Source organism: Paenibacillus sp. S29 (assembly GCF_049319765.1).
Lineage (GTDB): Bacteria > Bacillota > Bacilli > Paenibacillales > Paenibacillaceae > Paenibacillus > Paenibacillus polymyxa_B.
In genome coordinates, this window is sequence record NZ_JBMOUI010000005.1 from 301,945 (window position 1) to 316,700 (window position 14,756).

A 14,756-nucleotide genomic window follows, 5' to 3' on the forward strand; every position below is an offset into this window, starting at 1 on the left:
AAGCCGGAATTCGCCCAATTTGATGTAGCAAATAGCCCGTTTTTGAATAACATACGGTATACATGCAAGAGCCTAGGAGGAAACAACCATGGAAAAAAGCATGACAACCGAAAAAGTTACAGCACCGGAACAGACGGATGTTAAAACACTATGTCAAAAACATATGCATCGTTATGTATGCGTATGGGTGAAGGACGGGACAATGTATGATGGCATTGTAGAGCATGTGGATGATGAAAAGATATACTTAGCCGTTCCTATGGGTGGAGACGAGATGGAGAAAGTCAATGTTAATCTCCCATATCCACCTAACAATTGTGGCTGCGGCTCCCGTGCTTATGGTGGCTATGCGTCTTATCCTCCGTATCCGTATCCGTACCCGTATCCGTATCCAGTACCCGCTTATGCATATGGGTTCCCATACGGACGCCGTCGCTTTAATCGTTTGATTCTGCCACTTGCAGCGTTGACAGCGATTAGCTTGCTGCCTTATTACTAATCCTAATTCCTTAGTCGCCAGATATAGTGAATTCTCTGCTCTCTCCCGCCTACAGTTCTTGTACAGTACAAGTGACTTTAAGGCGCATCCATACATCATCACCATGCAAGGCTGTTTCTTCCATTATGAAGAAACAGCCTCTTTTTCACGTAAACCATCCCAAATATGATCCAATAATTGAAACTGTATCAGTACAGTTCAATGAAATGAGGTATCCTGTTTATCCATAAACCATGGTAACATCTAGCGTGTAAAGAAACATAAGACGGAATAAGCATGTAATGAAATGAGCATGTAATGAGTATGTAAAGAGCAGGTGGGAGGATATTGTGAAAAAATACGTTTCAATTTTATTGGATATAGAACTTAAAATTCGCGAGGGACAATATAAATCAGGTTACAAGCTGCCGTCGGTCCGTGAGGCTTCTGAATTATACAGGTGCAGCAAAAGCACGATTTTGCGGGCATACGCTGAGCTTGAAAAGAAACACGCCATCTATTCCATACCGCAAAGTGGATACTATGTAGTGGAAAATTCGGGCGATTTACACCATAGCCATATGCAAGACTTCGTTAATTTTGCTTCGGCCTCCCCGGATTTAAATGTATTCCCTTATCTGGATTTCCAACATTGTTTGAATCAGGCTATTGACACCTACAAATATCATCTGTTCACTTATGGCGATTCGCAAGGACTGGAAACACTGCGTCATACGTTGGTTTCCCATTTAGCTGATACTCAGGTGTTTGCAAAAATGGATCGGATTATCGTTACTTCGGGTGTTCAGCAGGCATTGGAGATACTCGCTAAAATGCCGTTTCCCAATGGCAAAGAAAAGGTTTTGGTCGAGCAGCCAAGTTACGATATATATTTGCGTTTTCTGGAGGAAGAGAACATACCCGTCAGTACCATCGTCCGGACAGCGGAAGGTATGGATTTTCACGAATTGGAGAATCAATTTAAGAACGAGAGCATCAAGTTTTTTTATACCATGTCAAGATATCATAATCCATTAGGAGTTTCTTACAACACAGAGGAGCGAAAAGCGATAGCTGCCTTAGCCGCCAAATATGATGTGTACATCGTAGAAGATGACTATATGGCAGATTTGGGGGCCGATCATCTGTTTGATCCCATTTATGCATACGACCAGACGGACCATGTTATTTATTTGAAAAGCTTCTCGAAAATCATTTTCCCCGGCTTACGATTAGGAGTTGCGGTATTGCCAGAAGCCCTATTGAAGACGTTTAATACCTATAAAAGATATGTCGACACATCTATTTTGTCTCAGGCGGCGCTTGATATTTATATTAAAAATGGAATGTATGAACGCCACAAGCACACGATATGCAACCTGTATTCGGAGCGCGTTCGTGCTCTTAACAAGGCTGTGGAACGATACAATCAGGCCGGATACGTTCAGACTTCAGCTGTAACCTCAGGAGTTTATATGCAGTTTAAACTGCCTCGGACGGTGAATTTGGGACGTTTGGTACAGTGTCTTTCCGCGAGGAACATCCAGGTTGTAGCTGGCAAAGGCTTTTATTTATCAGGCTATAGGGAACAAGAGAAGTTTTTGCGCATAAGTATTTCGCGCGCGCAGTTGGATCAAATTGATGCAGGGGTGAAAGCTATTATAGAGGAAGTTAGTAAGGGAAACTGGTATTAAGACCCTTTTTCCGTTATGATACATATAGAAACATAAGTATAACCAAACATGGCTGTATATGTTTCTATTCAGTGTGGGAAATACATAACTTTGAATGCCGAGAGCAAGGGCTGTTTATGCCTATTTACTTACGATCGGCTCACTGCCAAAGGAGGGTTTTGAATGGACGATCTGTTTTTGAAAATTGTGGATGGAACCATCCCCAGCAAAAAGGTGTTGGAAACCGACAATGTGCTCGCATTTCATGACATCCAGCCTGCGGCGCCAGTACACGTGCTCATTATTCCCAAAAAATATATTCCTTCGATGAACGCTGTGACGGAGGAGGATCTTCCTCTTATCGCGGAGATTCATCGTGTTGCGGTTGAGGTTGCGAAAAAGTTAGGAATCGCTGAGTCTGGCTATCGGTTGATTAACAACTGTGGCCCGGATAGTGGACAAGCGGTGGGGCATCTGCATTATCACTTACTGGGCGGCGCCAAATTGGGTGCCTTGACAGGTATTTCGGACTCACATTCTTAAAAAATGACAGAGCTTGCCTTTTCAGTAATACGGAAGTGAATGGAGAAAAATGGCCCTTTATGTATTCATTTTTTCTTATAGGTTGACACCTGGTTTCCGTTTCACCTATAATAAAATTTGATGAACCGTGTTATTGCTCTTGGACGGTCTGGTCGGAGGGAGGGAAAACTGGTGTCTGAAACTAAAGTTCGCAAAAACGAGACAATTGATGCTGCACTTCGTCGCTTTAAACGTTCCATTGCTAAGGATGGCGTATTGGCTGAGGTGAAGAAACGCAAGCATTATGAAAAGCCAAGCGTAAAGCGCAAGAAAAAGTCCGAGGCTGCTCGTAAGAGAAAGTTCTAGGAGGATCTAAGCAATCATGAATTTGAGCGAACGATTGAACGAAGATATGAAGCAAGCAATGAAGAGTAAGGACAAGTTCAAACTCTCCACCATTCGAATGGTTCGTTCTACGATTAAAAATCTTGAAATAGATTTGAAACGGGATTTGGACGACAACGAAGTGCTTGATATTCTGAGTCGTGAGATCAAACAGCGAAAAGATGCCCTCCATGAATTTGAAAAAGCCGGTCGTGATGAACTTGCGACAAGCACTAAAGCAGAAATAGAGATCATCGCTCAGTACCTTCCCGAACAACTTTCTGAGGAAGAAATTAAAGTTATTGTACAGCAGACCATCCAGGAAACCGGTGCTTCTTCGAAAGCCGAGATGGGGAAAGTAATGACGGCCTTGATGCCTAAGGTAAAAGGCCGCGCTGACGGTAAGCTCGTGAACCAAGCGGTTCAGCAATTTCTGCAATAAACCTGCGACAAACAGGAAAACACAACACCCTCTGTTTACAGAGGGTGTTATTTCTATATAAGCGATGCCTACCATAGAATGTAATGATGAAAGATTCTTATATGTAAGCGTTATTGTTAATTGTGAAACGTGATGTCCATTGGGTGCGTAAAGTATCTGACAGCCGTCAGGATTAGCAATATACCCAATAATTTCACATTAAATCCTGAAAACTGTATAGTTTGTCTAACAAAGTTTGGTATGCTGTAACATAGAAAGATCGAAAGGGGGGAGAGAAATGCATAGAGAGCATCACCACTCCAGTCGCAAATTGATCTTTTTAACGTTGTGGATTATGGTATCCGTTTTGCTGTTACCCTTAGTTCATTCTGAATCAGCGGCGGCCCAAACTAAAGGTGGAGCTGTGTTTGTTATACCAGTTGATCAGGAGATTGAGCAAGGTCTGGGCAAATTTATGGAACGTGGATTTGCAGAAGCAGCAGATTTCAAAGCAGGTCTGATTTTACTGGATATTAACACTCCCGGTGGACGGGTAGATACAGCGGAGAAGCTGGGCAAACTGATTAAAGACAGTCCAATTCCGACCGTAGCCTATATAAGGGGCGAAGCGGCCTCAGCGGGTAGCTATATTGCGTTGAGCGCAAACAAGATTGTTATGAAACCGGGGAGTATTATCGGAGCAGCAGCGTTAGTAGACGGCAGGGGGCAGGCTATCACAGATCCAAAAACGATAGCCTGGTGGAAGAGTAGCATGGCATCTGCCGCAGAAGCTGGCGGACGTAATCCGGATATTGCCAGAGGTATGGTTGACTCTAAAACGACCATATCTATTCCAGAGATGAACTTTAATAAGGAAAATGGTCAGATCATTTCTTTAACCAGTGAGGAAGCGCTGAAGTTGGGTTATGCGGATCACATCGCGTCTTCCGAACAAGAAGTTATCCAGTGGATGGGTTACAGCATGGATGATGTAATTCATGTGGAGCGAACATGGGCTGAAAAAGCAGCCGAGATATTGACCAACCCAATTGTGCAGACGTTGCTTTTATTTATCGGTATCGCGGGTATCGTTATTGAGCTGCTCGTACCTGGTTTTGGTGTACCGGGAATTTTGGGCATACTCGGATTTGGGTTGTATTTTTTCGGCAATTATATCGCTGGTTTTGCAGGTTCGGAGACGTGGTTGTTGTTTATTATCGGTCTGGCTCTGCTTATCCTTGAAATGTTCACCCCAAGCTTTGGTGTTTTGGGCATTTTGGGTTCAGTCAGTCTTGTCGCCGGAGTTGTTCGCGCAGCATACAACATGCAGCACGCGTTTATATCTTTGGGCATTGCCTTTGCAGCTGCGGTTGCCGTGGTGGCGATCATTGCGGTTGTATTCAAGGACCGAGGGATATGGAACCGTTTTATACTTAAAGAAAGTTTAACGGCTGACCAAGGTTTTTCTTCAGTTGTGAACCGGGAAATGCTATTAGGTCAACGGGGTGTCAGTCTGACACCACTTCGTCCAGCCGGAACGGTGCTGATCGCTGATGAGCGAGTCGATGTTGTAACGAACGGCGAGTTTATTGCTACAGATATGCCGATTATAGTATCCAAAGTAGAAGGTGGGCGTATTGTGGTCAAGGCAGACACTAGCGTCTAAATAAGTAAACAACAAAGAATTAGATTAATGGAGGATGATGCGAGTGTTCGAATCAGGTATTGTCAGCGTTTTGCTGATTGCCGTTGTAGTGATTATTGTATTGAGCGTATTTTTCAGTTTCTTCCCGGTGATGCTGTGGATTTCAGCATTGGCTTCGGGTGTGCGCATTGGTATCATTACGCTGGTAGCTATGCGGTTACGGCGCGTCACGCCAAGCCGAATTGTCAATCCGCTCATTAAGGCAACCAAGGCGGGTCTGGGCTTGAACATCAACCAGCTGGAAAGCCATTTTCTCGCAGGAGGGAATGTAGACCGAGTGATCAATGCGTTGATTGCTGCGCAGCGAGCTAACATTCCGCTTGAGTTTGAACGTGCGGCAGCGATTGACCTTGCGGGACGGGATGTTCTGCAAGCGGTCCAAATGAGCGTTAATCCGCGTGTTATTGAGACACCTATTGTGGCTGCGGTCGCCAAGGATGGTATCGAAGTAAAGGTTAAAGCTCGTGTTACGGTGCGTGCCAACATTGATCGACTTGTTGGGGGTGCCGGAGAAGAAACGATTATTGCACGGGTCGGTGAAGGTATTGTTACAACCGTAGGTTCCAGTAACTCGCATAAGGACGTATTGGAGAATCCAGATTCAATTTCAAGAACTGTATTGTCCAAAGGTTTGGATGCCGGGACAGCATTTGAAATCTTGTCCATTGATATTGCGGACGTTGATGTAGGTAAAAATATCGGTGCTTTTCTACAAACAGAGCAGGCGGAAGCCGACAAACGTATTGCGCAGGCAAAAGCAGAAGAGCGGCGTGCGATGGCTGTAGCGCAGGAGCAGGAAATGAAGGCACGTGTTGTAGAAATGAGAGCACGCGTGGTGGAATCCGAGTCCGAAGTGCCGCTGGCAATGGCTGAAGCGCTGCGTGGCGGGAAGCTTGGCGTCATGGACTATATGAATTTGAAAAATATTGAGGCAGATACGCAAATGCGTAGCTCCTTAGGCAAACCGAATGAGAACTCGGGGAATGACAACAAGAACCGGGATTAATAACGGGACATAGCCGATGAATTACGGCAGCTAGGTGGTGAGTAATGAACTTTATCAGCTGGATCTTTGAACATTTGTATATCCTGATCGTGATTGGCTTTGCTTTGGTGTCCTTCTTGGGGAAAAGCATCCAAGGTACAGGGCGGAAATCACCGCCGCGAAAAGGTATGCCTACCTTTGGGGGTGATCATGGTTCTCGCGGGCTCTCGACGTCATCCAGACCCTTCACAACGGAACATGGGCAAGAGCAGCGCCAGCAGGATGTTGCTGGTGAGTTGCAACGTCAATTTCCTAATGAACGACGGGCGGTTATGGAGGCTCGTCGTATAGAAGAAGTGGGCGATCGGTCGGAAACGGAAGAACGGATGGACCGGGATTCATTAGATAATGGTTCGACTCTAGAGGATCGGATCCGTGCTATGGAAGAAGAACGCAGATTGGTTTTAGCCCGTCTCGATCGTATATCCAACGCGAGGGAGTCAGGGGAAATTACAGATGCGCCAGAGATAGCTTCGCAAGACCGTAATACGGTGGATACGGCTGATCTGCGCAGAGGTGTGATTTGGGCAGAAATATTAGGTCCTCCGCGTTCCAAGCGCTACATGGGTGGAGGAAGACGTTAAAATGATAGTGGATCCGTCACGGCTTTGGCTGTGGCGGATCTTTTTTGTGATGCTTTAGGAATACATAAGCATGCTCAGAATAAAAAGTGAATTAACGACAAATGCTCTAATTACCTGACAACGAATGTGATAATCTCTTGTGTGCCCTAGGTTTCTCACATTTGCTGTCATCTAAAATGGTGGCATTTTGTCTAATTTAGGGTCTCATTTATGAAAATATATTCGTGAAAAATGATCAAATGTAACAATATGAATGAAGCTTTCCGAAAGTAGTTTTCATTTTTTCTTTTTTATATATAATGTTCTCAATGATAGATATTTATGAAATTAACTCCATATTTAGCTAAAATTTGATTTAAATTGAGGTGATAAAACGAGGTTATAAAAATGAAAAATTAATTTTTAGGAGGATGGAATGGATGGGGAATAGCTTGTTCAGAAAGAAGAGCATTGATCAGTTGATTGCTGCTACGCGGGGGGAAAAAGCACTCAAAAGGGAACTGGGTGCGTTTGATTTAACGATGCTTGGAATTGGAGCCATTATTGGAACGGGGATTTTTGTGTTGACAGGTACGGGAGCAGTTACAGCTGGTCCAGGCTTGGTTCTTTCTTTTGTGATTGCGGGACTCGCCTGTTTATTCGCAGCATTGGCTTATGCGGAGTTTGCATCCACCGTTCCAGTATCCGGTTCTGTTTACACTTTTACATATGCAACGATGGGGGAACTATTGGCCTTTATTATTGGATGGGATTTGATTTTGGAATACATGCTGGCAGCCAGCGCCGTTTCCGCAGGTTGGTCGGGTTACTTTGTATCATTTTTGAATGGAATTGGCCTTCACATTCCGCTTGAATTCACTGCTGCACCTGGGGCTTTAAAAGACCAAACGACTTATTTTAATCTCCCAGCTTTTTTAATTTTGATGGGTATCACGTTCTTACTTTATTTTGGGATAAAAGAATCAAAACGGATAAACAACATCATGGTAGTCGTAAAAATTGTTGTTATTTTATTGTTTATCATCGTTGCTTTTAAATATGTGAAGCCAGATAACTGGACACCGTTTATACCGTTTGGGTTCAGTGGGGTGTTTGGAGCCGCAGCTCTTGTGTTTTTTGCTTTTATTGGTTTTGATGCTGTTTCATCAGCGGCTGAAGAAACCAAAAATCCCGCTCGTGATTTACCGCGAGGCATTATTTTCTCACTTGTTGTTTGTACTTTTTTGTATGTCGTTGTTAGCGCGATTATGACTGGTATAGTACCGTTTATGCAATTTGAAGGTATCTCTCACCCTGTGTCATTGGTATTGCAGGTTGCGGGTCAGAACTGGGTTGCAGGTATTATAGATATAGGAGCTATCTTAGGAATGACAACGGTCATGCTGGTTATGCTCTATGGTCAAACTCGCATTATGTTTGCTATGTCACGTGACGGCTTAGTCCCCAAAGTATTATCCAAGGTTCATTCCAAATATAAAACGCCCTACATTAACACGTTGTTTTTCGGTACTTTATCTGCATTAATGGGTGGGCTGATCCCGCTAGATGAGTTAGCTAGTTTGGTGAACATTGGAACCCTGTCAGCATTTATTCTGATTTCGATCGCCGTCATCGTTATGAGAAAAACACAACCTGATTTGCCAAGGGCCTTCCGTTGTCCTGGAGTTCCGTATATTCCAATCCTGGCTATCGTTTCATGTGGGGTGCTCATTCTTAATTTGAATGGTCAGACATTTATTCGCTTTATGATTTGGCTTGTCATTGGTATGGCTGTTTACTTCTCATACTCTAGAAAAAACTCTCTTTTGAATCGAGATACCGAGAAATAACCGTGTCATATAATGAAAATCAAAAAAGCCAACCTTGTTTTCGATATGAAAACGAGGTTGGCTTTTTTGGTTGTGAATTTTGAAAGAACCCATCTTTTGCCTCTGCAATATAGTAGCAGCTACGAATTGTAAGTTTAGCCTCATAAATGCGGGGACTGGATCATAAAATGTACAGAACAGATATCTGTGGCGCTGGTGTAATGGTGTTCACTGATAATAAGAATATACGATGAAAAGCCAGCAGCGTAGCTGCCATGAAACATCTATGGGTCCGAATGGCAATAACAGAAGATGAAAAAATAGCAGCGTGCTGTCATCAAAACAACTATGAACCGATGGATAACAGATGTTTTGATGACGGGAAAGGAGATTTCGCCGTATGAGCAGGATGAGCCGCAAACTGCGAAAGTGGGCCAGCGAGACGCTGGAGCTTCCGCAGGACATTCTATTTGACTTGCCGCGGTTAACCCTCATCGGCAGCCGCCAGCTTTATGTGGAGAATCACCGGGGCGTGGTGGATTTCACGCCGGATCAGCTCGTACTTGCACTTGCGCAAGGCAGGCTGAGGGTGTCCGGCCATGATCTAGTCATTACGTCTATTCTGCCAGAGCAGGTAAGTGTGGAGGGACATATAACGGATATCCAAATGGAAGGAACGGAGGAAGGCTCGTGAAACATCCTGCTTTAGCAAAGCTGCATGGCACGGTTACCCTTGCTGTCAAGGGCGAAAGTGTGGAAGATTTCATTAATTTACTCACCGATCAACATATACCTGTTTGGAACGTGCGGCCGATGGGTACTAGACATGCAGAAATGAACCTTCTGCTGCCGCACGTCTTCCTCCTACGCCCGCTTTTGAGAAGGACAGGCTGTAAAATGCATGTTCTGAAGCGGCAAGGGCTTCCCTTTACTGTTATACGACTTGCCAAACGTAAATTTTTTCTGGCTGGATTGGCTTTGTTCTGGATAGGTCTCCTGCTGATGTCTTCGCTTATCTGGGACATTGAAGTGAAGGGGAATGATAAGCTCTCGACGGAATCCGTTCTCAAAGCCGCCCGACAGGAGGGGCTGTATCCGTTTCAATGGAGCTTTCGTCTTTCCAGTCAAGACAAGCTTTCCCGTGCGCTCATGCAGAAGCTTCCAGAGGCATCCTGGATCGGTGTGGAAAAACAGGGTACTTTGGTGACGATTCAGGTTGTTGAAGCTTCACAGCCTACCCCTGCGCCGCTCTACAGCCCACGTCATATCATCAGTAAGGCAGACGCGGTAGTCACTGAAATTTTTGCCGAGCAGGGTCGTCCTGTCGTGCATAAAAATACGCGTGTCAAAAAAGGAGCCATCCTCATCTCGGGAACGCTTGGAGATGAGGAGAATCAGCAGCAGGTCGTAGCCAAAGGAGAGGTTAAGGGTCTTGTATGGCATGAATACGAAATTAGCAGTCCCACGGTGCAACGCAGCAGCACGTATACAGGTACCAGTCACGACCGCTTGTATCTGGTGTTAGGCAACCGTGCAATACAATTGTGGGGATATGGGAAAATACCTTATTCTACACATAAAACAACAGTTGAACATGATCCGCTAACATGGCGTTCCTACAAACTTCCGATGGGTTGGATGACCGAAAGTGTGAGGGAGACAAAGATACAAGAGCAGAAGCTTACGGAAGCAGAAGCGAAAATGTCAGGAATAGAAGGCGCGCGAGCTGATATTTTAGCTAAATACGGCAAAGGAACGAAAATAATAAGCCAAAAAATTTTGCATGAGAAGAGAGAGAATGGTAAAGTTTATATGAAAGTGCTTTTTGAAGTGGAGCAGGATATTGCGGAAGAACTTCCGTTAGTTCATAACCAAGGAGAATGAGGCTATTTGGCAGAACAACAACGCAGCATACAAATTGCATTGAACAATGCGGGAGAAGGACAGGCGTTATTTGGCCCGCAGGATTCCTTTTTAAAATTAATCGAAGCCGCTATTCCAGCAAAAATAGCATCTCGTGAGGCAGAAGTTAATGTTTTTGGTAATGCACACGAGGTGGAAGTGCTCGAACAATTGTTCGATGTATTACTCCAGTTAATTCGCAATGGGTATATACTGACCGAAAGGGATGTCCATTATGCGATTGAATTGGCCAAAGATTTGCGCGCTGATCAGCTGCTCGATTTGTTCAAGGGTGAAATTACGACGACGTTTCGGGGTAAACCGATTCGCGTCAAAACGATTGGACAAAAGCACTATGTAACCACGATTAAGAAACGCGATATTGTATTTGGAATTGGCCCGGCGGGTACTGGTAAAACCTATCTGGCTGTAGTGCTGGCCGTAGCTGCCCTGAAGGAAGGTTCAGTCAAGCGCATTGTACTGACTCGCCCTGCGGTGGAAGCAGGTGAAAATTTAGGTTTTTTACCAGGGGATTTACAGGAAAAGGTTGATCCGTATTTACGCCCATTGTATGATGCCCTATACGATGTGATGGGCCCAGAGCAGACTGCAAAGGCACTGGAGCGCGGGTTAATAGAAATTGCACCTTTGGCTTATATGCGGGGACGTACGCTGGATGATTCATTTATTATTTTGGACGAAGCGCAAAACACCACACCCGAGCAAATGAAAATGTTTTTGACTCGACTTGGCTTCGGCTCCAAAATGGTAATTACCGGCGATGTCACGCAAATTGATTTGCCTCGCGGCAAAAAATCCGGTCTGATTGAAGCGAATGCGATTTTACAAGGGATTGAGGAAATAGGCTTTGTCCAGTTTGCAGAAGAGGATGTTGTCCGTCATTCCCTCGTTCAAAAAATCATTGTTGCTTATGACCGTGTTGCCGAAAATCAAGGATAGCCATTCAATCACGAGTATGGTGTGTACGATCAGAAGTATAAAATGAGCAGTGTAGCTGCCTTGAAAAAGATGATGGAGAGGGATTGTTTTAGATGACCTCGAAGGAATTATCTAAAGGGAAAACGTTCCAGCATAGAATGAATGGATGGAAGTATAGCGTGGCGACACGCTATCTTCTGTTTTTATTTTTGGTGGTTCTTTTTTATGTAGGCTTTGCGTCCAAGCTGCTTCCCGAGCGTTATGATATTCGGGTAAATCAACCGAGTGAAAAGGAAATTGTCGCCCCGATGCAGCTTCCTAACAGTAAGGCGACTTTGAAGGCTCAAGAGGAATCAGCTGAACGTGTGCAGCCCATGTATACCATTGTGCCCGTTCGCAACGATAACCTGATTACTGGTATTTTGGATCGAATTGAACGGCTCAATCAGGATGATCAGGTTTCCAGAGCAGATAAGATTTCGATTTATAAGGATGAGATTCCGCAACGTGCACGGGAATTTGTGCAAAATTTTGTGAATAATAGCCGTAATGCAGATGCCTACCCAGATAAGCTACTGGATGAAGTGCTGGAAAAAACGAAAGAGCAAACGTACCGAATTCCAGAGGAGACATTCATTAAAATTCCGCGCCTTACATCTGAGGATATTGCTGAAATGCGGCCTGTTGCCCGTGAGATTGTGACAGGGTTGATGAATGATCAAATTACGGATGCTCAGACAGCCCGAGCGAAAGTAGCTGAGCGGGTTAGTACAAGCTCGCTTACTAAGCGTACTTCACGGGAGGTTGTTCAGGAACTTGCAAGGCTTGTGATTACCGCCAACAAGTTTTATGATGATACAGCTACGAAGGACGCCAAGGTACAGGCTCGTGAAGATACACCGACAGTTTACATTAAACAGGGTGAAGTACTCGTCAAGAAGGGTGAGATTATTACCCAGGAAATCTATACACTGCTTGATGAAAATGAATTGCTCAAGGATAAAATCAATTATTGGCCACAATTTGGGCTGCTGATGTTGTCTATGATGCTGGCATTGGGCCTGTTTATGTATATTCGTCAATTTCAATCACGAACACGAAACTTCAAGTATAATAATGCGCAGTTGCTCATGCTAGTATTAATCTTTGTGATTACAGTGGGAGCAATGATGTTAATTTCCATACTGCAGAACAGTGAACGTTCCTATCTCGGCTATCTGGCGCCTATCGCGCTTGGAGCTATGCTCGTAACGCTGTTGCTTGATATGTCGTTGGCTTTCGTATGTGCCGTTATATTCAGTATATTGGCAAGTGTTATTTTGAATGTCCGTCAGGGACAAATTTTTGACTTTAATTTTGGATTTTTTGCTATTGTGGTCTGTCTGGCAGCGATTTTCTCTACCCATCGAGCCAGCCAGCGTTCAACACTGTTCAAAGGGGCAATTATGGTATGCCTGTTCGGTGCCCTGTCTGTTTTTTCTCTGGCACTGATTGACCAAGGGAATTGGACTCAAACGACGACGCTTTATGGGGTAGCCTTTGCTTTTGCAGGCGGTCTGATAACAGCAATACTTGTTATAGGGCTAATGCCATTTTTTGAGTCTACTTTTGGTATCTTGTCGGCACTGAAGCTTGTTGAACTGTCGAATCCCAACCATCCATTGCTCCGCAAGCTGCTTACGGAGACACCGGGAACGTATCATCATAGTGTAATGGTGGGTAATCTGTCAGAGGCCGCAGCGGAGGCTATAGGAGCAAACGGCTTGTTGTGCCGGGTTGGTTCGTATTATCATGATATTGGTAAAACCAAGAGGCCTTCGTACTTCATTGAAAATCAAAATGGGTTGGAAAATCCACATGATTCAATAGAGCCTAAGCTTAGCAAATCCATCATTATCGCCCATGCTCGTGACGGCGTGGAAATGCAATTGGATTACAAGCTACCCAAGCCCATTCGCGATATTGCCGAGCAGCACCACGGAACGACATTCTTACACTATTTTTATCACAAGGCGTTGCGTGAGGCTGAAGAGCGGGGGGTGGAGCCTGACTTCACGGAGGATGATTTCCGTTATCCGGGACCGAAGGCTCAGTCTAAAGAGTCTGCTGTGGTGGGAATTGCTGATAGTGTGGAGGCAGCAGTTCGTTCCTTACGGAAGCCGACGGTGGAACAGGTTGAATCCATGATTGAGAAAATTATTAAGAGCCGTCTTGATGATCACCAATTTAACGACTGCGAGCTGACCATGCGGGAGCTTGATATCGTGGCTCAAACCCTCAAGGAAACAGTAATGGGGATTTTCCATTCCCGTATTGAGTATCCAGAGGAAAGGCCCAAGTCTGAAAACGGAAAAGCTTAATATAACTTGTGCATGAAGCACGGGTAGAGCACTAGAATTAAAAGGAGCGGTTGGCATGGGCCTTCAATTAGCTTGGAATAATGAACAAAACGATATGGAAATTAACGAATCTTTAATTACGCTGCTGAACACCTTATTAGAGGAGGCAGGCAGAGTGGAAGGAGTCACGGACGGTGAGGTAGCCCTTACCTTCGTTAATGATGAGCAAATTCATGAGTTGAACAGGGACTATCGGGGAATTGATCGTCCCACCGATGTGTTGTCTTTTGCTATGAAGGAGACACTGGATGAAGAACTTGAAATTATTTACGAACCGAATGAAGAAATTTCATTGAATGATGTACCGGATGTTCTGGGGGATATTATAATCTCTGTACAGACAGCGCAAGCTCAGAGCGAAGAATACGGACATTCCATTGAGCGTGAAATCGGTTTTTTGTTTGTTCACGGTTTTCTGCATCTGTTAGGCTATGATCATCAGGATGATGTGAGTGAAGCTGAAATGATGGGCAAACAGGAAGCTGTACTGGCTCAAGCGGGGTTGACAAGGTAATGAGACGTCAGCCTTGGAGAATGACCTTTCGCTATGCGGCAGAAGGCGTGATGTATGCTCTGCGTACGCAAGTAAATATGCGGATACATGTGGCCGTGGCGCTCCTTGTCATTGTAGCAGGCTTAACTCTGCACATCTCCCGGCTCGACTGGTTATTCGTCTGCGTGGCTATCGCTATAGTCATTGTAGCCGAACTGTTCAACACCGCTGTTGAAGCAGCGGTGGATCTCATCTCACCTGATATTCATCCGCTGGCCAAAGCGGCTAAAGACACCGCCGCCGGAGCCGTGCTCCTGGCAGCGGTTTTTGCTGTAATTATTGGTATATTTGTGTTTTATAGGCCTATGTTGACGTTAATTAGTTCGCTGTTTTAATGGAAAAA

15 protein-coding genes are annotated in these 14,756 nt (G+C 44.7%); all 15 read left to right on the plus strand.

All coding sequences use genetic code 11. The features are described from left to right. Positions 1 to 88 precede the first annotated feature (88 nt). The 15 genes from ACL9RM_RS11175 to ACL9RM_RS11245 all read left to right on the plus strand — a co-directional run bounded on the left by ACL9RM_RS11175 (position 89) and on the right by ACL9RM_RS11245 (position 14,748). Complete coding sequence (locus tag ACL9RM_RS11175) at positions 89 to 499, plus strand: hypothetical protein (protein ID WP_039272285.1); 411 nt, start codon at positions 89 to 91, stop codon at positions 497 to 499. Between the two features lie 329 nt (positions 500 to 828). Further along, positions 829 to 2,172 carry a PLP-dependent aminotransferase family protein gene (locus tag ACL9RM_RS11180; protein ID WP_250268855.1) on the plus strand — a complete coding sequence of 448 codons (1,344 nt, stop codon included), beginning with the start codon at positions 829 to 831 and terminating at the stop codon, positions 2,170 to 2,172. 162 nt (positions 2,173 to 2,334) lie between these two features. Then, positions 2,335 to 2,694 carry a histidine triad nucleotide-binding protein gene (locus ACL9RM_RS11185; RefSeq protein ID WP_025722131.1) on the plus strand — a complete coding sequence of 120 codons (360 nt, stop codon included), beginning with the start codon at positions 2,335 to 2,337 and terminating at the stop codon, positions 2,692 to 2,694. A 171-nt stretch (positions 2,695 to 2,865) separates the two neighbouring features. Next, positions 2,866 to 3,039 carry a 30S ribosomal protein S21 gene (gene rpsU / locus ACL9RM_RS11190; protein ID WP_005547957.1) on the plus strand — a complete coding sequence of 58 codons (174 nt, stop codon included), beginning with the start codon at positions 2,866 to 2,868 and terminating at the stop codon, positions 3,037 to 3,039. A gap of 16 nt (positions 3,040 to 3,055) precedes the next feature. Beyond that, a complete protein-coding gene (locus tag ACL9RM_RS11195) occupies positions 3,056 to 3,499 on the plus strand; it encodes a GatB/YqeY domain-containing protein (protein WP_013311146.1) in 444 nt (147 codons plus the stop codon). Between the two features lie 277 nt (positions 3,500 to 3,776). Continuing rightward, positions 3,777 to 5,144 carry an NfeD family protein gene (locus ACL9RM_RS11200; RefSeq protein WP_250268854.1) on the plus strand — a complete coding sequence of 456 codons (1,368 nt, stop codon included), beginning with the start codon at positions 3,777 to 3,779 and terminating at the stop codon, positions 5,142 to 5,144. Positions 5,145 to 5,187: 43 nt separating this feature from the next. Beyond that, a complete protein-coding gene (gene floA, locus ACL9RM_RS11205; RefSeq protein ID WP_039272282.1) occupies positions 5,188 to 6,189 on the plus strand; it encodes a flotillin-like protein FloA in 1,002 nt (333 codons plus the stop codon). 44 nt (positions 6,190 to 6,233) lie between these two features. Then, positions 6,234 to 6,812, plus strand: coding sequence for a hypothetical protein (locus ACL9RM_RS11210; RefSeq protein WP_250268853.1), 579 nt, complete (start codon positions 6,234 to 6,236; stop codon positions 6,810 to 6,812). 419 nt (positions 6,813 to 7,231) lie between these two features. Next, positions 7,232 to 8,641, plus strand: a complete 1,410-nt coding sequence (locus tag ACL9RM_RS11215) for an amino acid permease (RefSeq protein WP_250268852.1) — start codon at positions 7,232 to 7,234, stop codon at positions 8,639 to 8,641. 379 nt (positions 8,642 to 9,020) lie between these two features. After that, entirely contained in the window at positions 9,021 to 9,314 is a 294-nt protein-coding gene (gene yqfC / locus ACL9RM_RS11220; RefSeq protein WP_029517796.1) for a sporulation protein YqfC, read from the plus strand. Further along, positions 9,311 to 10,504 (plus strand): sporulation protein YqfD, encoded by a 1,194-nt coding sequence (yqfD, locus tag ACL9RM_RS11225; RefSeq protein ID WP_250268851.1) that lies wholly within the window; start codon positions 9,311 to 9,313, stop codon positions 10,502 to 10,504. The genes yqfC and yqfD overlap by 4 nt, the downstream gene beginning before the upstream one ends. A gap of 6 nt (positions 10,505 to 10,510) precedes the next feature. Further along, entirely contained in the window at positions 10,511 to 11,482 is a 972-nt protein-coding gene (locus ACL9RM_RS11230; RefSeq protein WP_029517794.1) for a PhoH family protein, read from the plus strand. A 92-nt stretch (positions 11,483 to 11,574) separates the two neighbouring features. Further along, the gene (locus tag ACL9RM_RS11235; protein WP_039272278.1) at positions 11,575 to 13,821 is read left to right on the plus strand and encodes an HD family phosphohydrolase; all 2,247 of its coding nucleotides are present in this window, start codon (positions 11,575 to 11,577) and stop codon (positions 13,819 to 13,821) included. A 55-nt stretch (positions 13,822 to 13,876) separates the two neighbouring features. Continuing rightward, complete coding sequence (ybeY, locus tag ACL9RM_RS11240; RefSeq protein WP_250268850.1) at positions 13,877 to 14,374, plus strand: rRNA maturation RNase YbeY; 498 nt, start codon at positions 13,877 to 13,879, stop codon at positions 14,372 to 14,374. After that, positions 14,374 to 14,748, plus strand: a complete 375-nt coding sequence (locus tag ACL9RM_RS11245; protein WP_025722122.1) for a diacylglycerol kinase family protein — start codon at positions 14,374 to 14,376, stop codon at positions 14,746 to 14,748. Before ybeY ends, ACL9RM_RS11245 begins: the two co-directional genes overlap by 1 nt. Positions 14,749 to 14,756 lie beyond the last annotated feature (8 nt).